The organism is Arthrobacter sp. D1-17 (assembly GCF_054130535.1).
This window is the reverse complement of the sequence record NZ_CP096382.1, coordinates 3531331-3552681: the sequence shown is the minus strand read 5'-3', so window position 1 is coordinate 3552681 and position 21351 is coordinate 3531331. Positions and strand designations below refer to the sequence as shown.

Here is a 21351-nt window from a genome sequence, read left to right as displayed (position 1 = left end):
ATGCGCGGGATTGTCGGGTTCAGCCTGAAGTTCCGCGCCTTGGTGGTGGCCATCGCGGTGGCAATGATGGCGTTCGGCGGCGTTCAGCTCAGCACGGCCTCTGTGGATGTCTTTCCAGAGTTTGCGCCGCCGAAGGTGGAGATCCAGACCATTGCCATTGGTCTGACCGCTGCCGAGGTGGAGCAGTTGGTAAGCGTTCCGCTCGAAGACGCCCTCACCGGTGTCGAGGGGCTGGACGAGATCCGCTCCAAGTCCGTGGAGCAGTTGTCCTCGATTGTGCTGATTTTCGCCCCGGGGGCGGACCTGCTCAAGGCCCGCCAGCTGGTCTCGGAGCGCATCGCCACCATCACGCCGTCGTTGCCCACCTGGGCGTCGCCGCCGATGATGCTGCAGCCGCTGTCATCCACAAGCCGGGTCATGAAGATCGGCCTGACGTCGGATGAACGTTCGCTGATTGAAATGTCCATGATCTCCTACTGGAAGATCCGGCAGCACCTGTTGCGTGTTCCGGGCGTGGCTAACGTCGCCATCTGGGGCGAGCGTCTGCAAATGCTGCAGGTGCAGGCGGTTCCGGAGAAGATGAAGGCCCACGATGTCAGTATCAACCAGGTCATGGATGTCACCGCTAATGCCCTGGACGCCGGCCTGCTGCAATACACGCCTGGGGCCGTCATCGGCACCGGTGGCCACATTGAGACGCCGAACCAGCGGCTGAGCATCCAGCACGTGCTGCCCATCGCCACCCCCGAGGATCTCGCGGAGGTCGTCATCGAGGAACGGAACGGCAAGCCGCTTCGCCTAGGTGACGTGGCCAATGTGGTCGAAGACCACCAGCCGCTCATTGGCGACGCCGTGATCAATCAGGGCCCAGGGCTGATGCTCATTGTTGAGAAACTTCCGTGGGGCAACACCCTGGAGGTCACCAAGGGCGTGGAGGCAGCGCTTGAACAGATGAAGCCCGGACTCAGCGGCATCACCATCGACACGGAGATTTTCCGTCCGGCGACCTTCATCGAGGAGTCCATTGACAACCTCAGCCGGGCGCTGCTGTTGGGCTGTCTCTTCGTGGTGCTGGTGCTGGGAGCGTTTCTCTTCCAGTGGCGGACCGCGCTGATCAGCCTGATCGCCATCCCGCTGTCGCTGGTGACGGCGGCGTCCATTCTCTATATGACCGGCACGGCGGTGAACACCATGGTCCTGGCCGGGTTGGTGATTGCCGTCGGGGTGGTGGTCGATGATGCCATCATCGACATTGAAAACATCATCCGAAGACTCCGGCAGAACCGGGCGGAGGGCGGAACACGTTCCACCACCTCGGTGGTGCTGGAGGCCTCCCTGGAGGTCCGCGGACCGATCGTCTATGCCACGCTGATCATTATCGCCGCGGCTGTGCCGATCTTCTTCCTTCAAGGGTTGACCGGCGCGTTCTTCAGGCCGCTGGCCATTTCCTACACCGTTGCGGTGCTGGCATCGATGGTTGTGGCCTTGACAGTGACCCCTGCCCTGGCGCTGATCTTTATGCGCAAGGTCCCGCTCAAGGAGCAGGAGCCGCCCCTGGTCCGGGTGCTCAAGGGTGGCTATCAGCGGATCCTGCGCAAGATCGTCCGGCGCCCGGCGGCAGGTTACGCGACCTTCGGCGCGATGGCGGCCGTCGGGGCCATCACCGCACCGCTGTTGGGGCAGTCGCTGCTGCCCGACTTCAAGGAGCGCGACTTCCTGATGCACTGGCTGACCCAGCCGGGCACATCGGTCCAGGAAGAATATCGGATTAGTCAAAAGGCGTGCACTGAGCTCATGACCATCCCGGGAGTGCGGAACTGCGGCGCCCACATCGGGCAGGCTTTCAACGCCGACGAAGTGGTGGGTGTGTATTTCGGTGAGAACTGGATCAGCATCGACCCTGCAGTGGACTATGACGAAACCTTGGCCAAGGTCCAGGAAGTTGTCGAGGGCTATCCCGGCATCGTGCGCGATGTTCAAACATATCTGAAGGAGAGAATCCGCGAGGTGCTGACGGGCGCCAGCACAGCCGTCGTCGTAAGGCTTTACGGGGACGACCTGGCGCTCCTGCGCTCAGAGGCCGCAGAAATCCAGGCGATCTTTGACAGCACCGAGGGGGCCATCGACGTCCACACAGAGCTGCAGAAGGACATACCACAGATCGATATTGAGGTAGATCTGGAAAAGGCCCAGCAACACGGGCTGAAGCCGGGCGACGTGCGGCGGCAAGCGGCATGGCTGGTCGCCGGTGAGGAAGCCGGCGACGTCTACCGTGGCGGCAAGGCCTATGACGTCCAGGTCTGGAGCCCGGTAGAGGTCCGTTCTGACCTCACCAGCATCAGGAATCTCCCCATTGATACTCCCAACGGAGAGAAAATCCTGTTGTCCGACGTGGCAAGCGTGCAGGTGAAACCAACACCCAACGTCATCGAGCGTGATGCTCACTCAAGGCGCATCGACATCGAGGCAAACGTGACAGAAGGATCCCTGGGCACGGTTGTTGCGGCCATGGAGGAAGGGCTCAAGAACGTGGAGCTGCCCCCGGGCTTCCGAACGGAAATCCTGGGCGAGTTCAAGGAGCGCCAAGAGGCGACCAACACGCTGCTGACCCTCTCCACCGTGGCGCTGGCCGTGATTTACCTGCTGCTGCAGGTAGCCTTCGGAAGCTGGCGTCTTGCGACGTTGGTCATCCTCACGCTGCCAATTGCCCTCGTCGGCGGTGTGTTCGCCGCCTTCCTCGGAGGGGGGGTGCTGTCACTGGGCTCCATTGTGGGCTTCCTGACAGTCATGGGCATCGCGGCCAGGAACGGCATTCTGCTCATCAACCACTGCCAGCACCTGGAGAAAAATGAGGGCATGAAGTTCGGGCCCGATCTCGTGCTGCGCGGTGCTGCAGAGCGGCTCTCGCCGATCCTGATGACCACGCTCTCCACCGGGCTGGCCCTCGTTCCTCTGGTGGTCCTGGGCGACCTTCCAGGTCACGAGATTGAACACCCCATGGCGCTCGTGATCCTTGGCGGGCTGGTGACGTCCACACTGGTTAACCTCTTCGTGGTGCCGTCGCTCTACCTGAGGTTCGCCAAGTCCCGGAAACAGCGGGACGAGGCGCCGCCACGGGAACCGGAGCTCGCCAACGCCTGACGAGCTGCATGCAGTAACTAGGCCTTCCGCCGCCCACGCCCCGCCAACCGCGGGAACGTGGGCGGCGGTGGCGTGGGGACGCCCTGCAGATCAACGCCGCTGCGCCGCCGGCGTAGTTCCAGGGCGAGGCTTTCGTGCCCCCGTTCCATGGCCCATCGGTGGTTCGCCGCGAAGGCGGGTTTCAGGAGCAAGCCCAGGCGCCGGAGCAGTGGCTTGGCTGCACTGACCTGCCAGTCGTAGGTGATGACGGTTTCCGGGCCGTCCTGCTCGAAAGTCCAGTGGCCGGTGCCGTTGAGATCCCCGGTAGCCCGGATACTGAAGCCTGTGCTGGTGACTGGGGAGGTGACGGTCAGCGTCCATCGCAGCGTATAGGGCAGCCAGCCTTTGGTGTGAAGCTTGGCCATTCCTCCCACTCCGCCGTCCCGCCCGCGGTGTAGGGGCTCCACGGATAGGTAGACCGAAGGCCACCACTCCGGAAGTGCGGTGGCGTCTCTGAGGACGGCTACGACCTCATCCGGCGTAGCGGCCACCCGCCATACTGTCCGGAACTCATAGTCACTGCTGCTCACGGTTGCCTCCCGGCAGTCGCCTGTCGCAGCAGTTCACGTTTGGGTCAGCGTTCATACCGTGGATGTTATCCGGGCCGGACAATGTTGATCGTTCCTTGATGTGCCGTCCGTATACTCCGGAGCACCCGTAGCCGCAATGATGCAGGCCTTCTGCGGCGAAGGTAGGTAGCCCGCTCTGACTTCCAATGGGGCGGGCTGCCGCTCCAACCCGGTCAGGAACCCAGGAATGGCCAGGGGGGATACGCGGCCGGTCGGGTGCGTTCCGCGTGTGGGGGCAGGGCGGATCACCCGGCAAGGGCCGCAATTTCACAATCGGATGTTGTCAGAATGTAGCCACGCAGGCTCTTTTGACAGAGCAAAGGCCCTGTTTCCCTTGGAAAGGATAGGGAAACAGGGCCTTGCTCATTGGCGGTGACGGTGGGATTTGAACCCACGTTGGCTTTGACACCAAACAACATTTCGAGTGTTGCACCTTCGGCCGCTCGGACACGTCACCAACCTCAATAGGGTACCGGAGCATGGCGCCCAACCCCAAAACGTCCCCTCAGAACCGGGGGGTTAGCCATCAGCACTGGAACAGGAGGCCGCGCCGTGAGTCTGCTTTCGCCCGCGGGCAGCCGGGCGTTAGATTCATAAGCAAGATGACTACTTCCCAGCAGCACGCAGAAGCAATCGCATATTGGACCACAGGCCCGAACCAAGGCGAGATCCGCGCCGAGGAGCTCCAGCGCCCCGGTCCGGATGAGGCCCTCGTCCGAACGCTGTATTCCGGCATCAGCAAAGGCACGGAGCTCGTGGTGCATCGCGCTGCGGTGCCGCCGTGCGTCGCCGGGCGGATGCGTGCCCCATACCAGGAAGGTTCTTTCCCTGCCCCCGTAAAGTTCGGCTATCTCTCGGTGGGAATCGTTGAGGAGGGTCCGGGGGACTGGCCAGGCCAGGCCGTGTTTTGCCTGCATCCGCACCAAGACCGGTACGTCGTCCCCGTCTCGGCGCTGACCCGCATTCCCGACAACGTCCCTCTCCGCCGGGCCGTGCTCACCGGCACCGTGGAAACCGCCGTGAACGCGTTGTGGGAGGCAGGGCCGCGGCTGGGGGACCGTATCGCCGTGATCGGTGCAGGCCTGGTCGGCGGGATGGTGGCGACTCTGCTGCGCACCTTCCCGCTGGCCAGGCTCCAGCTCGTGGACGTGGACCCGGCCCGCAAGGACCTTGCCGACGCCCTCGGCGTGGAGTTCGCCCATCCGGATAACGCCCTGCCCGACTGCGACATCGTGTTCCACTGCTCGGCGTCCGAAAGCGGCCTGGAACGCAGCCTGAACCTCGTCGGCGACGAGGGCGAAATCATCGAGATGTCCTGGTACGCCGACCGCAAGGTGACGCTGCCCCTGGGAGAGGACTTCCACGCCCGCAGGCTCTCCATCCGGGCGAGCCAGGTTAGCGAGGTGGCGCGGGCACGGCGCCACCGCCGCACCAACGCCCAGCGCCTCGAAACGGCGGTGGCGCTGCTGACGGACCCGGTTTTCGACGCTTTCCTCACCGGCACATCTGCGTTCAAGGAACTGCCCGACGTCGTCCAGCGGCTGTCGGACGGGACGTTGCCGGCGCTGTGCCATGTCATCGAATACCCGGCAGACATCGAATATCCAACTACAGAAACCACGAGGTAACCGTGTTCAGCCTGACCGTCCGACGCCACTTCATGATCGCCCACAGCCTGCCCCGGGAAGCTTTCGGGCCGGCCCAAGCCCTGCACGGGGCGACCTTCGTGGCCGAGGTGGCCTTCCGCCGTCGTGCACTCAACGATGAGGCCATCGTCCTGGACATCGGCGCGGCCGGCGGGATCCTCGAAGAGGTGCTCGCCGGGCTCAACTACCGCAACCTGGACGAGCACCCGGACTTTGCGGGGAAACTGACCACTACGGAAGCCCTGGCGCAGTACATCGCCGAGGCGGTGGCCGAGCGGCTGCGGAACGACGAGGACGGCCGCGAACTGTCCGGCCTGGACGTCACCTTGCGGGAGAACCCGGACGCCTGGGCATCCTATGCCCTCGACTTGTCCTAGGTGTCCTGATGCAGTTCCGGCCGGCAGCCGTCCGCCTCCTCGTTCCCGGCAACATCCAGCACAACTCCGGCGGCAACGTCTACAACGCGTCCCTGATGGATGGGCTCGCCCGGTTGGGGGTCAGCGTGGCCAGCGAACCGGTGGAGGGTGAGTGGCCGGTCGCCTCCCCGGAAGACCGACGGCGGCTGGCTGGTCTGCTGGTGGCCGGCGCCGTCGGGCCCGGGACCGAGTCCCACGACGATTCCGACGGCGGAACGGTCACCGTTGTTGACGGGCTCGTCGCCTCCGGCGCGCCCGAGGCGTTGGAGGAAGCGGCGGCGGCCGGCCAGCGGCCCTGGATCCTGCTGCATATGCCGCTGCTTGACCATCCTGAGTTGGAGAGCCGATCGCTCCGCGCCGCTGCCGGGGTGATTTGCACGAGCAGTTCCGTGGCGGCGGAGATCACTCAGCGGCACAGCGCAACCCGAGTCCATGTCGCGCTGCCGGGAACCGAACCCGCTGGGCCGGCCGGAGGCTCGGATCCCCGCCACTTGATCTCCGTGGCGGCGTTGCTCCCGAACAAGGACCAGCTGACCCTCCTGCATGCCCTTGCGCTGGTGAAGGACCTGCCGTGGACTGCCGCCCTCGTCGGTTCCCAGGAGGCGGACCCGGACTACGCCGGGGCTGTCCGGGCGGCATGCAAGGAACTCGGGCTGCAGGACCGGGTGCGGATCGCCGGGGAAGTGACGGGCCAGGCGCTGGATAAGGAATGGCATGCCGCCGACCTCAGCCTGCTCGTTTCCAAGGTGGAAGCCTTCGGCATGGCCGTCACGGAGTCCCTGGCGCGCGGCCTTCCGGTTGTGGTCCGGTCCGGCACCGGGGCAGTGGAGGCCCTGAGCCTGGGGGCCGTGGAGAGTACAGCAGCGGGAGGCGGCACCACTGCATTGCCAGGGGCCGTCGTCGTCCTTGGCTCAGACCCCGCCCCGCTCGCGGCTGTACTCCGCGACTGGCTTACGTCACCTGAGCTGCAGGCGACGTGGCGCCGCGCGGCGCTCGCTGGAAGGGAACGGCTGCCCGGCTGGGACGCAACCGCCCGCGGTGTCCTTGACATCATCAGCCGCGAAGAGCTTTAGGAGGCTCACCCCTAAGCCATGCCGGTCCTCACGTCCCCGGGGGATCACCTGCACCTTGGATTCTTGCGGGTTCGACCCTGCGATGCGCGGCGAAGAACTCGCGCAGCACCGCGCCGCATTCCTCTTCCTGCACGCCTGCATACACCTCCACCCAGTGGTTGAGGCGGCGCTCACGGAGGATGTCGAACACCGACCCGGCAGCTCCAGCCTTTTCATCCCAGGCACCGAACACCACGCGGTGGATCCGTGCCAGCACGATCGCCCCGGCGCACATCGCGCAGGGTTCCAGCGTCACCACCAGGGTGCAGTCCTCGAGCCGCCAGCCGTCACTCCGCCCACCCTGAAGCTCAGAGCGCTCCCGAAGCATTGCCGCGGCCCTTCGGATGGCCACCACCTCAGCATGGGCGGTGGGATCCCCAAGCGCCTCCCGTTCGTTGCGGCCGCTTGCCAGGACTGCGCCGTTCGGGCCGATAACGACGGCGCCGATGGGCACGTCTTCGGTGGCCAGCGCCCGCCGGGCTTCTTCGAGGGCGAGGCCCATCCATGCGAGGTGTTGCGGATCTGCCGGGCCCATGGCTCAATGATAGTTTCGAAGGGTATTTAGCTTCGGACACCACCTCGCCGGGAGAGATCATGAAATCTCTGACAGATCGATTTGGCCGGTGGCTGGGACCGTACGCCGCTTTGTGGATCACGCTCATCGTGGGCGGTTTCCTGGTGATCACGCTGGCGCTGCTCGGGGCGGAGGTCTACCAGGACGTTGTGGCCAAGGATGGGGTTTCCGGCCTGGACCGGCCCGCCCTTGAATTGGCCAAGCAGTACCGGAACCCGGGGGTGGATGCCGCAGTCACGGCGTTCACCAATATAGGTGGCGGCATCGGCATGCCCATTCTCGCGAGCATCCTTGTCGCGTGGCTGACCTACGTGAGCCGCAGCTGGCGTCCCCTCATTCTTGTCGGCGGCGCGGCGGCGGTTTCAGTCACCGCAACTACCGTGGGCAAAACCCTGATGGGCCGGGTGCGTCCCGACCACCTGGACGCTGTTCCGCCTTTCGAATTCTCGCCCTCGTTCCCCAGCGGACACACCCTGAACACCACGGTGGTGATCGGTGTTGTGGTGTATCTGATGTGCCTGCAGATGGACAGAGCCAGGGTCCGGGCCGCCGTCATCACCGTAGGAACGCTGTTCATCATCGCCATGGGCCTGAGCAGGGTCTTTCTTGGACATCACTGGCTTACCGACGTTATGGCGGCGTGGTTGCTGGGACTGGCTTGGGTGGGCATCGTCATTCTCGCCCACCGGCTGTTCCACATGATCCGGCGGCGCGAGCATGCCGGGCCGGCACCGACCTTCGAGCATCCTGCACACCTCACCCCTGAGCCCGAGGGCGGCGGCGCCGGGGCAGAGGCTGCAGCTCCGGAGACGTCCGGCGTTCGCCATGGCAACGAGGCTGACAGGGAGGATCCGCGCGGCGGCGGCGATGGCGGCGGCGGCTCCCATGGCAGCCGAAGCCGGGGTGGGGAGCCATTGTCCGGGTGATAGTTTTGACGCATGCGCACACTCGTCGTGGATCATCCCCTGGTCGCCCACAAGCTCACCGTCCTGCGGGATAAGCGCACTTCCTCGCCGGGATTCCGCCAGCTGACGGAGGAGCTCGTTACGCTCCTCGCCTATGAGGCCACCCGGGATGTCCGGACCGAGCCTGTCACCATCGAAACCCCGGTTGCCAGCACCGTGGGAACTGCCTTTACCAAGCCCACCCCGCTGGTTGTTCCGATTCTCCGGGCAGGCCTGGGCATGCTCGAAGGCATGACCAAGCTGGTTCCCACCGCCGAGGTCGGCTTCCTGGGTATGGCCCGCGATGAGGAAACCCTCGACATCATCACCTACGCGGAGCGGCTGCCGGAGGACCTCACGGGCCGGCAGATCTTCGTGCTGGACCCCATGCTTGCCACCGGCGGCACCCTGCGCGAAGCCATCAAGTTCCTCTTCAAGCGCGGAGCGTCCGACGTGACGTGCATCTGCCTGCTGGCAGCCCCGGAAGGCCTGGCGAAACTTGAAGAAGAACTTTCCGGCGCAAACGTAACGATCGTGCTTGCCTCGATCGACGAGAAACTGAACGAGAAGTCGTACATCGTGCCCGGCCTCGGTGACGCCGGCGACCGCCTGTACGGCCCCGCGCATTAGGCCCCGCACGGCGGGCCCCCATGCACCGGTTTTCCGGAGCAGGTCTTACGGCATAGGGGGTGGCCGGCGAGCCTGTGCCGATGGACCGGAAACTTGAACTCGTTTTCGTCCCGGTATCCGATGTGGACCGCGCCAGGAACTTCTATGTCAACAAGGTGGGCTTCAATGCGGACTATGACGGGCGGGCAGTAAAAGGAATCCTTTTCGTCCAGTTGACCCCGCCGGGCGAAGTCAGGGCTGATGAGGCAGGATGGAAGCCATGAGACTTCCCGCTGAATCCACCACCATCACGCTGACTGCCCGTGCTGTCCTGTTTGACATGGATGGCACACTGGTGGACTCCACTGCGGTGGTGGAACAGGTCTGGGGCGACTTTGCAGCACGTTACGGACTGGACATCGCCGAGATCCTGCGGACATCCCATGGGATCCAGGCCGGGGACACCGTGCGGCGTTTTGCCCCGGAGGGATCGGACGTAGTGGCATTGACCGCCGAGCTGGGCGCCATGGAGCGGGTCCGCACGGAGGGCATTGTTGCCTTGCCGGGTGCTGCTGACCTGTTGCGGAGCCTGCCTGCCGACGCCGTGGCACTCGTGACGTCCGCGGACCGCGTCCTAGCTGACATCCGGATGGAAGCAGCGGGACTGGGCATGCCGGCCACGGCCGTCACCGCGGAGCTTGTCACCCGGGGCAAGCCCCACCCCGAAGGATACCTGCGGGCCGCCGAACTGCTGGGCGTGGATCCTGCGGACGCTGTGATTTTCGAAGACGCCCCCGCCGGCATTGCGGCTGGACGGGCCGCAGGCATCCGGACCATAGCGGTAGGCATGAACACCGGTGAAGTGCCCGACGACGTGCTCCGCATAGCCGACTACGCCTCGGTCAGGGCGTCCGTGGCAGCGGACAGCCACGGCAGCAGGGTCATTTCCCTCAGCCTCTAACTCCACTGCCACCAACTGCACTGCCGCTGACTCGTCGCATTTCTGCACCGCTTTCCGCTCCGCAGCATGGTGCAGTGATGCCGAAGGGCCCCGGACCACGCGGATCCGGAGCCCTTCGGGGACTCAAAGCGGCGCAGAAATGCGGGCCGTCCCCGGGAAAAGTGCCGGGACAACCATGCCTCGGTGGTTTAGTACCAGTTGTTGGCGTAGTGGAAGTTCAGCGCCTGGCAGGGAGAACCGTACCGCTCCTCGATGTAGCCCAGGCCCCAGTTGATCTGGGTGCGGTAGTTGGTGCGGTAGTCGGCCCCGGAGCTGGCCATCTTTTCAGCGGGCAGGGACTGCACAATGCCGTAGGCCCCGCTGCTGGGGTTTGTGGCGGTGGTGCGCCATTCGGACTCCTTGGTCCAGAGCTTCTTCAGGCACTGCATCTGGTCCGGAGCCCAGCCGTAGGATGACAGCTTTCCGGCGGCGTAGGCTTGGGCGCCGGCCGGGTCGTTGACAGCGACCGGAGCTGCGGGCTTGCGGGCCGGGGCAGGCTTAGTTGGTGCAACCTTGGCGGGAACGACCTTCGCTGCCGGAGCAGCGGCCGGCTTCGGTGCGGGGGCAGCCTTCACAGCCTGCTTGGGAGCGGCCTTGGCCGGTGCAGCCTTGGCCGGTGCCGGTGCGGCCTTCTGCGTGGCCTTGGGTGCAGGCTTGGTGACGGACTGCGGTGCAACCGAGGCTGCCGTCGGGGACGGCAAAGCGGAAATCAGCGTCTTGTCGAAGCTGAGCGTTTCAATGGCGTCGGCTGCGGCCGGAGCCGCCTCGGACGTCGCTTGGGGAGTGGTCTGCTCGGCCGCCTGCCCTGCGGCGCCGACCCCTACGAGGACCGTGCAGGCGGTGGCCAGCACTGCCGTGCGGCGGCCCAATGACGGGATGTTCGCGGTGAGCCGGCCCCAGGCAGATGCGGGGCGGGCGGACTCGGCGCGGTGGCGTGAAATCTTACGGCTGGACTGCTGGGAAGCGCGATCAGGGCGCGACTGTGCCTTGAATTCAGACATGGTTGATTGCCTCTCAACACCTGCGGAGTTAGCTGTCGGGTTCGGATGAGGTCATCCGGCCGCACGGAAAAAAATTCACGTGCCGGCTTCACCCCAAGGGCTGATGCGGAAAGCCCGGGACTCTGGTTCCCCCGCCTCTGCCTGGTCTAGCGGAATCCGGGAAGCGGCAGAGCTGGGCGTCAATCCGAACATGCGGCCCTAGTGGTTGCCGCACTCTATCGACCGTACAGGAGGCTTCGGTCAAAATCACAATTAGGTAACGGACATCACGACTGCGGCGCGTCGTCTTGTGCCGCGACCCCGGGGCAGTGGAGCCGTGAACCGGGTCCGGCCGGGGCGCGGTGTGATTGCCACGCCCCCTAATGCGCCTCGACAGTCGACTGCACGATCAGCAGCCCCCGGCCCGCTGTGCGTCGGCCGATTTTTTTTCATTGTGTCCCCGTTACGGCTGGACAACGGTGAATTCATGACTCTCGAATTCCGGCCATCCTTGGGCGGCTGAAGAATCTACGATTGTAAGGGTGCTTCTTTTCCTAAAATTCGCCAGAAGCGCGTATCTGAACGTTCGGTCTGGAAAAAGGCGCCAAGAAGTTACCCGTCGGAGAATTGTGATTTGAAGCACAAAAGGGCGACTTGTCTCACGATGCGGACCAATCCGCCCATTGTTACTTGCTAGTTCTCATTGTTACGTTGCACACTTTCAAGTGTGAACAAGGACTCAACAGCACCTGCAGCCGCAGACCATTGGACCAGCACACCCGCTGCTGCCTACATGCGCTGTTGTCGAATGCACGCCTGACTTTCCCATCCCTGAAGTTATAGGCATTCGCCCCCCAGCCCAGCGTCGGGCGCCCTCCCCAGACCCATTGCGGGGACCAAGCATTCGAGCCGCGATGACGGCCATTCACATTGAGGTAAGCATTCATGTCAGTTGCATCTGGATACGTCCACATCTCCGTCCGTAACGCCAATAAGGCAGGCCAGGCGCAGGGACTGCGCCAAGGCTTCGGGGCCCGCCCGGCGTTCCCCGGCAGCCAGGTCAGCAGCGCCCCTGCACCCGGCTATGCGCCGCAGGGTTACAACCCTAATTCCTATGGCCAGCTGCGCGCTGTGCCGACCGAGGAAGCTGCCCCGCTGACGGCCCCGACCCCCGTCCTGGCTCCCGGAGCCGGCGCCGCAGTCCGGCCCGTGCAGAACGACAACGTTGCGCGTGGCTTCGTCCTCTACATGGGCATCGATGAGGAGACCGCCGCGGCCGCGGGGACCTCGATCGCAAAGCTGGCCCAGGAGATCCGGGCGTACGCGCAGTCGCTCGTTACCGGCGCAGAAAGCTATGCAGCCGTCGCAGTAGCGCCGGCCAGCGCTCCCGGGTCCGCGCTCGACGTCGTCCGCTCCACCTTCGGTGACCCCACCGTCAACACAAGACAGCAGCGCCCCGAAACCACTCGCCTACAGCCTGCCCAGGATCCCCGCCCTTCCGGCGTCCTGATCGACCTCGCCCGGCGTGAGGTGCACCTCGACGGCGAATCGCTGAACCTGACTTTCAAGGAGTTCGAACTGCTGAACTACCTCGTCGAGAACGGAACGCGCACGGTGGGCCGCGATGAGCTGCTGGAAGGCCTGTGGCGCAATGCGGAGGAAGTGCCGAATGAGCGCACCATCGACGTTCATATCCGCCGCCTCCGTTCGAAGCTGGGCCGACTGGCCAACACCGTCCGGACTGTCCGCGGCCAGGGATACCGCTTTTATGAGCACCCCGAAGTGGTTGTTTGGGCCGCTCCGGAATACTCGATCTAGTCCTTCAGCGACGCGCCAAAGCGGCTTTCTGCCGTGCCTTAGACACCTCCTTCGTTCCTCCCCACCGTCCCCCTCGCCTCGCAAGCTCGGCCAGGGCACCCTGACGGCGAGGCCCCTCGTCGGCGATGCGGCACCATGCAGAAAGTCGCTTTGCCGCATTCGGGTCCAGCGAGCATCGGCCTCCGCGGCTATCGGGGCTAGCGGGTTTGGGTTGGCTAGGCTGGGGCCATGAGTGCTCACCATAAGAAGCGACTGGTCATTATGCGCCATGCGAAGGCCGACTGGCCGGGCGGCGTGGCTGACCACGACCGTCCCCTGGAAGCACGGGGTCACCGGGAGGCCCCCTTGGCTGGCAAATGGCTGCTGAAGCACAACATTGTCCCCGACTTCATCCTGTGTTCGAGCGCGTTGCGGACCCGCCAGACCTGCACCTGGGTGTGCAGCGAGCTGGGCGACAAGGCTCCGACGCCGAAACTGGAGGACGGCCTCTACGGCGCCACCGCGCTCCGCATGTTGTCCGTCATCAACCATGTGCCGGACACAGTGACCACCCTCATGGTGATCTCGCACATGCCCGGGGTCCAGGACCTGGCCATGCACCTGGCCTCGCGGGACTCGAATCACGACGCCTACATGGACGCCGCCACCCGCTTTCCCACCAGCGGACTCACAGTCCTGGAAACCGAGAAATCCTGGGCAGAGCTGGACGGGCAGGACGCACGGATCACCCACTTCAAAGTGCCCCGGGCGCACTAGAAAATCCGCGGGTACTCTTAACCTAGCGCTGTCTAGTGGGGAAGGGCCCGCCATGCTTGATTCTGTTTTGTTACGGTGGCGGGCGGATGCGCGGCGGTTCGCCGCCGTCGTCGTGGTTTTGGCTCTCTTCCTGGCAGGCGCACCGGGTGCCCAAGCTGCGCCCGCAGGCGAGCAGCTGTCCACCAGTGTGGTGACCACGCCCACCCATCCCTGGGTGCTTGTGAACAAGTCCCGGCCCCTGAACCCGATTCAGTTCGTTCCGTCGGATCTGGTGTATTGGAACGGCACCGGCCACCGGCTCAGGAGGAGTGTTTCGGCCGCGGCGAATCAGATGTTCACCGGTGCGCGCGCTGCCGGGCACTCGCTGGAAGTGATCAGCGGTTACCGTTCCTATGCCACGCAGCGGGACCTGTACAACTACTATGTCCAGACTTATGGCCAGGCCTACGCTGACCAGATCTCCGCCCGCCCTGGCCACAGCGAGCACCAGACCGGCCTCGCCATGGATGTCGGCAACGTGGGCGGAGGCTGCGGCCTGACCGCCTGTTTTGGGGACACGGCCGGCGGCCGCTGGGTTGCGGCAAACGCACACCGCTACGGTTTCATCGTCCGGTACCCGCAGGGCTACACGCACATCACGGGATACGCGTACGAGCCGTGGCACCTGCGCTATGTAGGGGTCGCGCTCGCCACCGATATGAAAGTCCGCAGCATTCCGACCATGGAGCAGTTCTTCTCGCTTCGACCCACGATCAAGAGCGCAGCGGACGTGCTCGCGGCCGATTCAAGCGGAGCACTCTGGAACTACCCGGCCAACGGCCGGGGCGGATACGGTCCGCGGGTGAAGATCGCCAGCGCCGGATGGACCGGGCTGAAAGCAGGCTTTGTGGCGGACTGGAACTCAGACGGAATCAACGACATTGTGGCCCAATGGAACAGCGGCCGGCTTGCGGTCTACCGCGGCAAGGGTGCCGGCGGTTTCCTCAGCCCGATCATCGTCGGAGCGACCGGCTGGCAGCCCATGAACATCACTGTCGGCAAGTGGCACAACGGTCACCGTTACCCGGGCGTCGTGGGCACCGGCGCCGGCGGCGTCCTGGTCTACTACAGGAACACCGCCGGCGGCGCCCTGAGCACGCCCCAGCGCGTGGGTTTCGGTTTCGAGGGGACGAAACTGACTATGGCGGATTTCGATAACGACCGCCGGCAGGATCTCCTGGTCACTAAGCCAACGGGCGAACTCCTGCTCTACCGGTCCGACGGGTCCGCCCGGCTCCTGCCCGAGGCGCGGCGGAAGCTGGGGAATGGCTGGCACGTCATCGCGCAGTCACACGCCTCCTTTGGATTCCTGGGCACAGAAACACGGGGCCTCGCCGCGAAAACCACGGACGGACGGCTGTTCTACTACGGCCTCCGAACCAACCAGTTCACGTCAACCCGCCAAGTGGGCAACGGATGGGGCGCCTACAGCGTCTTCCGCTGAGGCCGCTGGGTCCGCTGCACCTGATGCTGGGACGGTTGACGTTGCGTGGCCTGGCGCTGTCGCGGTTGACGTTGCGTGGCTTGGCGCTGCGGCGTTTGACGTTGTGTGGCCTGCCGCTGTGGAGCCGGACGCCGTGCAGCGGGTGACCGGGCGGCAGAAGACGGCGCCGCGCGCCGTTGCCCCACAGTGGCGCGTGAAGGGCGGGCCGCGCGGCGGCGTCCCGGCCACGTCGCGGCGCCAAACAGCACGAGCAGCGTGACTGTTCCCGCGGCGGCAGCCAGATAGAAGTAGATATCCGGGTCTGTCGTAGATACCGCCCTGCCCAGAGTGGAAGGAGTATCAGTGAACGCCAGCCCCCACATCCGCAGGAACGCCATGCCGCACCCGATGAAAAGGCTCGTCCCGGCGGCGCCGACCAGCAGGGCAAGATAGCGGCGGCGGGCAAACGCTTCCGCTACGGACGCCACATAGCCCACAGCCAGGAGCCCAAGGAAGGTGAACAGCACGGCTTCTTCCAGCGTGATGGCAGTCAGCACCAGCATGCCGAGGGCGGCGAAAAACGCTCCGACCGCTGTCTTTCCGCTCCTACCCATGTGGCTCATGGGACTAATCATCTCCGAGAACCGCGCTCCTGCAGCACCAGCCACGCGTATGCGCCGAGACTCAGGCGCCAGTCGCGTCCGGGGGTGTCAGAGGCCGTATTTTTCAAGCAGCCGCAGCCACACCTCACTGATCGTGGGGTAGGAGGGGACCGCATGCCAGAGGCGGCCCACCGGCACCTGGCCCACAATGGCTATGGTTGCCGCGTGCAGCATCTCCGCGACGTCGGGGCCTGCAAAGGTGGCGCCCAAGAGTACCTTCCGTTCCTCGTCGATGACGAGCTGTGCCCAGCCGTCGTAGTTGTCCGCGTGCAGGGACGAGCCCGCGACGGCGATGGGCAGTTCCACCGACGCGACGCTGTAGCCGTCCTTCCGCGCCTGCTCGACGGAGCGGCCGACGCTAGCCACCTCGGGGTCGGTGAACACCACACTGGGAACGGCGTGCTCGTCGGCGGTCTGGGCATAGCGGCTCCACGGCTCGGGGGTTCCTTGCAGCTCTCCCTTGGCACGTGCGGCGATCGCGGCGCCGGTGGCACGTGCCTCGTACTTCCCCTGGTGCGTGAGCAGGGCTTTGCCGGCAGCATCGCCAACAGCGTACAGCCACGGGCCCTGCTCGTTTCCGGCAGCGGCGTTCACCAGTCCGGTTGAGTCGGTGCTGAGGGTGAGGGGCTTTCCATCCCGGGCAGCGAGTCCGGCGTTCTCCAGGCCGAGTCCGTCCAGCGCCGGCCGCCGCCCGGTGGACACCAGCAGCCTGTCCGCCGTCACGGTGCTGCCGTCGTCAAGCGTCAGGGTGAGTGAACCGTCGTCGTTCTGGCGGACGCGCTCGGTTGTGGTGTGGAGGCGGATTTCCACTCCGTCAGCCCGGAGTCCGGCGGCCACCAGCTGTGCTGCCTCTGCCGGTAAATTGCCCAGCAGGCCGGCGCGGGCCACGAGCGTGACGGCCGATCCGAGGCGTGCGAAGGCCTGGGCGAGCTCCGTGCCGGATACGCCGCCGCCCAAAACGGCAAGGCGTTCGGGCACCTCCTTGGCGGAGGTGGCTTCGCGCGTGCCCCAGAACCGGACGTCGGAAAGGCCCTCGACCGGGGGTGTGTTGGGCGTGGAGCCGCTGGCAAGTACGACGGCGTGGCGCGCCGCGAGCGTGTGGGCAATGCCATCCAGTCCGGCTACTTTTACGGATCGCGGAGCAGCAATCCGGGCCTTGCCCCGGATCAGTTCGATGCCGGCGCCGTCCACCCAAGCCACTTGGCTGTCGTCCTGCCAGTTGGCAGCGAACGAGTCCCGTCGCTTGAGAACGGCAGCGGCATCCAGAGTTTGGGTGACTGCTTCGCTGGCACCCGGCACCGCCTGTGCCCCATGGAGGGCGGAGCCCGGCCGCAGCAGCGCCTTGGACGGCATGCAGGCCCAATACGAGCATTCGCCGCCGACGAGTTCGGCCTCGATCAGCACGGCTGTCAGACCGCCCTGCACCACCCGGTCGGCCACGTTTTCCCCGGAGGCACCCGCTCCGATCACAACTACATCAAATTCCCGCTCAACGGCCTGTGGCGACATGGCTACAGCCTACGCCCGCCGTCCCCGTGACCTGCCGGCAGGAACGGTGGCGGACACAGCGGGGAGGCGCCCGCGTCCGAAGCCGCCTGCGTAACAATGGCGGTTCCCCCGAGCCGCATATAGGACATCCGCTAGCGTGAGGAATCCAGCCCCCGAAGGAGAGCCGATGCCCGTCAGCAAACATGGTTCCGCCTGCCCGGTTCAGTGCCCAGGCTCGTCTCCGTGCCCTCCAGTCCGACATCATGGAGCTGATCCTGCAACGCGAACTGGAAGTGGGGGACGCCCTGCCCACCGAAAATGAGCTGTGCGTGGCCCTGGGGGTCGGGAGGAACACGCTGCGCGAATCGCTCAAGGTGCTCCAGGCCCTGGGCGTCATCGAGGTCCGCCAAGGCTTCGGCATGTTCGTTGCGCCGAGCAATTTCGAGGCGCTTGCCGACGGGCTCATCTTCCGCGGCAGACTGTCACTGCGCCACCACGGGCTCGAAGCGCTGCAGCTCGTGGACGTGCGCCAGGCGCTGGAGTCGGGGCTCATCGGAAGTTCAAAATGGACGTGATGGAGGCCGGCCAGCTCGCGGCCATAGAAGAGTCCGTGGTCCGCATGGAGGACCTCGCAGCCATGGGCGAGCCGTTCGTGGAGGCGGATTCTGATTTTCACAGCAGACTCTTTGCACCCCTGAACAACGAACTGCTGCTTAACCTGCTGGGCGTCTTTTGGAAGGTCTACCGGAAGATCCACACGGAGATCGGGCCGGGCATTGAGGACCTGCCGGCCTTGGCCGCCCTGCACCGTGACATTTATACGGCGGTGGCTGCCGGGGACAAGGCCAGGGCAGCTGAAGAGCTGGGCCGGCACTTCGCGGGGATCCGCCGGCCTCGCTGAGGCTGTGGGGGAGTAAAAAGACTCGTCCGTGCCCTTTCGCAGCAGGCATGCACCAGCTCATCGCCTTAACGCAGAAGGTCCGCACCATCCGGTGCGGACCTTCTCTCTGTGCGCCCAAAGGGATTCGAACCCCTGACCTTCTGTTCCGTAGACAGACGCTCTATCCAGCTGAGCTATGGGCGCATCTTCGGCTCCGGCGAACTTTCCGCTCGCCCCGAACCTCGAATAACTTTACGCGAGGAGAGCCGTAGTTCCAAATTGGAAAGTGTGTAATATCCGTAACTAGACCGGCCTACGTGACCTTCGTCACTAATTTAGGAAAATGTCAAACACTTCCCCTTGATTTTCCGCGGTTTTTGTCTCCGAAAGAGAAGACGTCCGATGTCTGACTGGAAATCTAGACCACTGGAAGCCCAATAGCATTTAGGACACACCACTGAACCCGAAGAAGGGAACCGAAATGGGCCATCTGGCGCGACTGCCGCTGCTTGAGAAAGCACCCACCACACACGCCGGCCTGCTGGCGTGGGTTGAAGAGGTCGCTGGGCTGACCCAGCCGGACCGGATTCACTGGGTTGACGGCTCTGAGGAAGAGAATACCCGCCTGACGGACGAGTTGGTCGCCGCCGGCACACTCAAGCGGCTGAACCCGGAGCTTTTCCCCAATTCTTTCGCTGCATTCTCCGACCCCGCCGACGTAGCTCGGGTGGAGGAGCAGACCTTCATCTGCTCGGAGAATGAACACGATGCAGGCTTCACCAACAACTGGATGCCGCCGGCCGAGATGAAGGAGAAGCTGCGCGGGCTGTTCTCCGGCTCGATGCGCGGCCGCACCATGTACGTCATCCCGTTCGTGATGGGCCACCTCGACGCCGAGGACCCCAAGTTCGGTGTGGAGATCACGGACAGCGCCTACGTTGTGGCCTCGATGCGGATCATGGCGCGCATCGGCACCGACGTGCTGGACCGGATCACCGAGACCAACGCGTTCTTCGTTCCCGCCCTCCACTCGCTGGGCGCACCCCTGGAGCCCGGCCAGGCCGATGTGCCGTGGCCGTGCAACCCGGACAAGTGGATTGTGCACTTCCCGGAGGAGCGCTCCATCTGGTCCTTCGGCTCCGGTTACGGCGGCAACGCCCTGCTGGGCAAGAAGTGCTACGCCCTCCGCATCGCCTCGGTCATGGCACACGACGAGGGCTGGCTTGCCGAGCACATGCTCATCCTCAAGCTGACTTCCCCGGAAAAGAAGACCTACTACGTTTCCGCAGCTTTCCCGTCGGCCTGCGGCAAGACCAACCTTGCCCTGCTGGATCCCACCATCGAAGGCTGGAAAGTGGAGACCCTCGGGGACGACATCACCTGGATGCGTTTCGGCAAGGAGGGCGAGCTCCGCGCAGTCAACCCGGAAGCCGGCCTGTTCGGTGTCGCACCCGGCACCGGCTGGGGCACCAACCCCAACGCCATGCGCGCCATTGCCAAGGGCAACAGCATCTTCACCAATGTTGCGCTGACCGACGACGGCGGCGTGTGGTGGGAAGGCATGACCGAGGACGTGCCCGCCCACCTTACCGACTGGCAGGGCAGCTCCTGGACGCCGGAGTCCGGCAAGCCGGCTGCACACCCGAACTCCCGTTTCTGCACGCCGATCGACCAGATCGACATGCTGGCCGAGGAGTACCACAACCCCGACGGTGTGGAGCTCTCCGCCATTCTCTTCGGCGGCCGCCGCAAGACCACCATCCCCCTGGTCACCCAGGCCCGCGACTGGTCGAACGGCATCTTCATGGGCGCAACGCTGTCCTCGGAGACCACCGCTGCTGCAGCCGGTGCCGTGGGCGTGGTCCGCCGCGACCCGATGGCCATGCTGCCGTTCATCGGCTACGACGCGGGTGACTACCTGAACCACTGGGTCAACCTGTCCGCCAAGGCAAACCCCGCCCGCCTGCCGAAGATCTTCCTGGTCAACTGGTTCCGCCGTACCGCCGACGGCGGGTTCGCCTGGCCCGGCTTCGGCGACAACGCACGTGTGCTCAAGTGGGCCATCGAGCGGCTCGAAGGCAAGGCCGATGCGGTCGAGACCCCCATCGGTTTCGTGCCGACGGGTGATTCGATTGACCTCACCGGACTGGACATGACCCCGGAGCAGGTCGAGGAGGCTGTCCACGTGGATCCGGCTGAGTGGCAGACCGAGCTGGCCTCGATTGAGGAATGGTTCGCGAACTTCGGCAGCTCGCTCCCCGAAGCCCTCCGCCAGGAACTTGAGGGCCTGAAGGCCCGCCTGGGCTGAGACACAGAGTCTTCAACAACTGAAAACCCGTACGACGGCGGCCCCGCACCTTTTCAACGCAAGATGCGGGGCCGCCGTCGTCCGCTCTGCCCCCTGCAGCGTGAGGGCAAGCGCGAACGGACACTTAAGCCCCGGGGCTTAAGTGTCCGTTCGCACTATTTAAGGGTGGCGTCAGAATGCCTCCCAGCTGTCCGGACCGGAAACTTCGTAGTGGATCCGGGTCGCCGCGATGCCGCCGTCGATGGCTTCGCTAGGATCTTCTTCATGAAAGGGAGCGGGCCGCGCAGGTACAGTGCGGCGTCGGCCGGGAGCGCCACCTCGCGCAGGGACAGGAACCCGGATGCCGTGCCCGCCTGCGGCTCCTCAAGCCACAGCTCGAGCTCAGCCCCATCCAGGCGCGCCGCGTCCGCGGTCATCTCCGTTAGCGCGGACCGGGGGCAGGCCAGAAGGCCGGAGGCTTCAGAGACGGGGGCTCAAAGGCCGGAACGCAGCCCGATGGCCTTAAAGACGGGTGCCATCTGGCGCGAATTCGGAAGTTCGGACACCACAACCTCGTCGAGTTCCTGATAGAAGGCCTCGCGGGCGCGTTTAAGGGCGCCGCGTAGAAGGCACTCTTTAATGAGCGGGCAGTTCCCGGCCGGGCCGACGCACTCCGCGGCGTCTTCCCGGGTATTGAGCTGCCTCAGTACCTGCCCTACGGTGACGCGGCGGCCGGCTGGACTGAGCCGCGATCCTCCATTGCGTCCCCGTTCGACGTCGATCAGTCCCAAAACCCGCAGTTTGGCCATGGCCTTGCTGACGTGGTTGTAGGGCGTGCCGACGGCGTCTGCCACACTCTGGGTGGTCAGGAGACCGGCCTCCGGCGCGGCCGCGAGCACCATGAGGGCGCGCAGGCTGACGTCGGCGAAGGCGTTGATTTTCATGGCTCAAGCCTAATGACCCGGTGC

At 65.0% G+C, this 21351-nt stretch carries 18 protein-coding genes, 2 tRNA genes, 2 pseudogenes and 1 riboswitch; of the genes and pseudogenes, 13 read left to right on the top strand and 9 right to left on the bottom strand.

Annotation, left to right across the window (positions count from 1 at the left end):
• Nucleotides 1-3141, top strand: coding sequence for an efflux RND transporter permease subunit (locus tag M1E01_RS16380; protein WP_457972588.1), 3141 nt, complete (start codon nucleotides 1-3; stop codon nucleotides 3139-3141).
• Between the two features lie 17 nt (nucleotides 3142-3158).
• On the opposite strand, the gene M1E01_RS16375 is transcribed toward M1E01_RS16380, so the two are convergent.
• Both M1E01_RS16375 and M1E01_RS16370 read right to left on the bottom strand, forming a co-directional pair.
• Nucleotides 3159-3710, bottom strand: coding sequence for an SRPBCC family protein (locus M1E01_RS16375; RefSeq protein WP_457972587.1), 552 nt, complete (start codon nucleotides 3708-3710; stop codon nucleotides 3159-3161).
• Between the two features lie 406 nt (nucleotides 3711-4116).
• Nucleotides 4117-4206, bottom strand: a tRNA-Ser gene (locus tag M1E01_RS16370).
• A gap of 145 nt (nucleotides 4207-4351) precedes the next feature.
• Here M1E01_RS16370 and M1E01_RS16365 point away from each other — a divergent pair.
• The 3 genes from M1E01_RS16365 to M1E01_RS16355 are packed head-to-tail and all read left to right on the top strand — an operon-like array spanning nucleotide 4352 to nucleotide 6884.
• Entirely contained in the window at nucleotides 4352-5377 is a 1026-nt protein-coding gene (locus M1E01_RS16365) for a zinc-dependent alcohol dehydrogenase (RefSeq protein WP_457972586.1), read from the top strand.
• A gap of 2 nt (nucleotides 5378-5379) precedes the next feature.
• Nucleotides 5380-5772: a 6-pyruvoyl trahydropterin synthase family protein gene (locus tag M1E01_RS16360; protein WP_457972585.1), complete on the top strand. Its 393-nt coding sequence runs from the start codon at nucleotides 5380-5382 to the stop codon at nucleotides 5770-5772.
• A gap of 8 nt (nucleotides 5773-5780) precedes the next feature.
• Nucleotides 5781-6884, top strand: coding sequence for a glycosyltransferase family 4 protein (locus M1E01_RS16355; protein WP_457972584.1), 1104 nt, complete (start codon nucleotides 5781-5783; stop codon nucleotides 6882-6884).
• 28 nt (nucleotides 6885-6912) lie between these two features.
• Here M1E01_RS16355 and M1E01_RS16350 read toward each other — a convergent pair whose 3' ends face one another.
• The gene (locus M1E01_RS16350; RefSeq protein WP_457972583.1) at nucleotides 6913-7458 is read right to left on the bottom strand and encodes a nucleoside deaminase; all 546 of its coding nucleotides are present in this window, start codon (nucleotides 7456-7458) and stop codon (nucleotides 6913-6915) included.
• Between the two features lie 59 nt (nucleotides 7459-7517).
• On the opposite strand from M1E01_RS16350, the gene M1E01_RS16345 reads away from it, so the two are divergent.
• The 4 genes and pseudogenes from M1E01_RS16345 (at nucleotide 7518) to M1E01_RS16330 (ending at nucleotide 10011) form a co-directional block, all read left to right on the top strand.
• Entirely contained in the window at nucleotides 7518-8423 is a 906-nt protein-coding gene (locus M1E01_RS16345) for a phosphatase PAP2 family protein (RefSeq protein WP_457972582.1), read from the top strand.
• A 12-nt stretch (nucleotides 8424-8435) separates the two neighbouring features.
• Nucleotides 8436-9071 carry a uracil phosphoribosyltransferase gene (upp, locus tag M1E01_RS16340; protein ID WP_457972581.1) on the top strand — a complete coding sequence of 212 codons (636 nt, stop codon included), beginning with the start codon at nucleotides 8436-8438 and terminating at the stop codon, nucleotides 9069-9071.
• Nucleotides 9072-9151: 80 nt separating this feature from the next.
• Nucleotides 9152-9298 (top strand): annotated as a pseudogene (locus tag M1E01_RS16335) (glyoxalase); the annotation flags it as partial.
• Nucleotides 9299-9330: 32 nt separating this feature from the next.
• Entirely contained in the window at nucleotides 9331-10011 is a 681-nt protein-coding gene (locus tag M1E01_RS16330; protein WP_457972580.1) for an HAD-IA family hydrolase, read from the top strand.
• Between the two features lie 188 nt (nucleotides 10012-10199).
• On the opposite strand, the gene M1E01_RS16325 is transcribed toward M1E01_RS16330, so the two are convergent.
• Nucleotides 10200-11051: an aggregation-promoting factor C-terminal-like domain-containing protein gene (locus tag M1E01_RS16325; protein WP_457972579.1), complete on the bottom strand. Its 852-nt coding sequence runs from the start codon at nucleotides 11049-11051 to the stop codon at nucleotides 10200-10202.
• Between the two features lie 5 nt (nucleotides 11052-11056).
• A riboswitch (cyclic di-AMP (ydaO/yuaA leader) is annotated at nucleotides 11057-11223 on the bottom strand.
• 752 nt (nucleotides 11224-11975) lie between these two features.
• On the opposite strand from M1E01_RS16325, the gene M1E01_RS16320 reads away from it, so the two are divergent.
• The 3 genes from M1E01_RS16320 (at nucleotide 11976) to M1E01_RS16310 (ending at nucleotide 15087) form a co-directional block, all read left to right on the top strand.
• A complete protein-coding gene (locus M1E01_RS16320; protein ID WP_457972578.1) occupies nucleotides 11976-12848 on the top strand; it encodes a winged helix-turn-helix domain-containing protein in 873 nt (290 codons plus the stop codon).
• 228 nt (nucleotides 12849-13076) lie between these two features.
• On the top strand, nucleotides 13077-13604 hold the full coding sequence (locus M1E01_RS16315) for a SixA phosphatase family protein (RefSeq protein WP_457972577.1): 528 nt from the start codon (nucleotides 13077-13079) through the stop codon (nucleotides 13602-13604).
• A gap of 52 nt (nucleotides 13605-13656) precedes the next feature.
• Nucleotides 13657-15087 carry a D-alanyl-D-alanine carboxypeptidase family protein gene (locus tag M1E01_RS16310; RefSeq protein WP_457972576.1) on the top strand — a complete coding sequence of 477 codons (1431 nt, stop codon included), beginning with the start codon at nucleotides 13657-13659 and terminating at the stop codon, nucleotides 15085-15087.
• Here the strand turns inward: M1E01_RS16310 and M1E01_RS16305 are convergent.
• Together M1E01_RS16305 and M1E01_RS16300 are read right to left on the bottom strand one after the other, a co-directional pair.
• On the bottom strand, nucleotides 15069-15689 hold the full coding sequence (locus tag M1E01_RS16305) for a hypothetical protein (protein ID WP_457972575.1): 621 nt from the start codon (nucleotides 15687-15689) through the stop codon (nucleotides 15069-15071). The genes M1E01_RS16310 and M1E01_RS16305 overlap by 19 nt on opposite strands.
• A gap of 87 nt (nucleotides 15690-15776) precedes the next feature.
• Nucleotides 15777-17237 (bottom strand): dihydrolipoyl dehydrogenase family protein, encoded by a 1461-nt coding sequence (locus M1E01_RS16300; protein WP_457972574.1) that lies wholly within the window; start codon nucleotides 17235-17237, stop codon nucleotides 15777-15779.
• A gap of 182 nt (nucleotides 17238-17419) precedes the next feature.
• Here M1E01_RS16300 and M1E01_RS16295 point away from each other — a divergent pair.
• Nucleotides 17420-18133, top strand: a pseudogene (locus tag M1E01_RS16295) (FadR/GntR family transcriptional regulator).
• Between the two features lie 93 nt (nucleotides 18134-18226).
• Here M1E01_RS16295 and M1E01_RS16290 read toward each other — a convergent pair.
• Nucleotides 18227-18300 (bottom strand) — tRNA-Arg (locus M1E01_RS16290).
• A gap of 277 nt (nucleotides 18301-18577) precedes the next feature.
• Between M1E01_RS16290 and M1E01_RS16285 the strand changes: the two genes are divergently transcribed.
• Nucleotides 18578-20404 (top strand): phosphoenolpyruvate carboxykinase (GTP), encoded by a 1827-nt coding sequence (locus tag M1E01_RS16285; protein WP_457972573.1) that lies wholly within the window; start codon nucleotides 18578-18580, stop codon nucleotides 20402-20404.
• Between the two features lie 155 nt (nucleotides 20405-20559).
• Here M1E01_RS16285 and M1E01_RS16280 read toward each other — a convergent pair whose 3' ends face one another.
• Entirely contained in the window at nucleotides 20560-20820 is a 261-nt protein-coding gene (locus M1E01_RS16280; protein ID WP_457972572.1) for a hypothetical protein, read from the bottom strand.
• A gap of 57 nt (nucleotides 20821-20877) precedes the next feature.
• Nucleotides 20878-21327 (bottom strand): RrF2 family transcriptional regulator, encoded by a 450-nt coding sequence (locus M1E01_RS16275; protein ID WP_457972571.1) that lies wholly within the window; start codon nucleotides 21325-21327, stop codon nucleotides 20878-20880.
• Nucleotides 21328-21351: the final 24 nt, after the last annotated feature.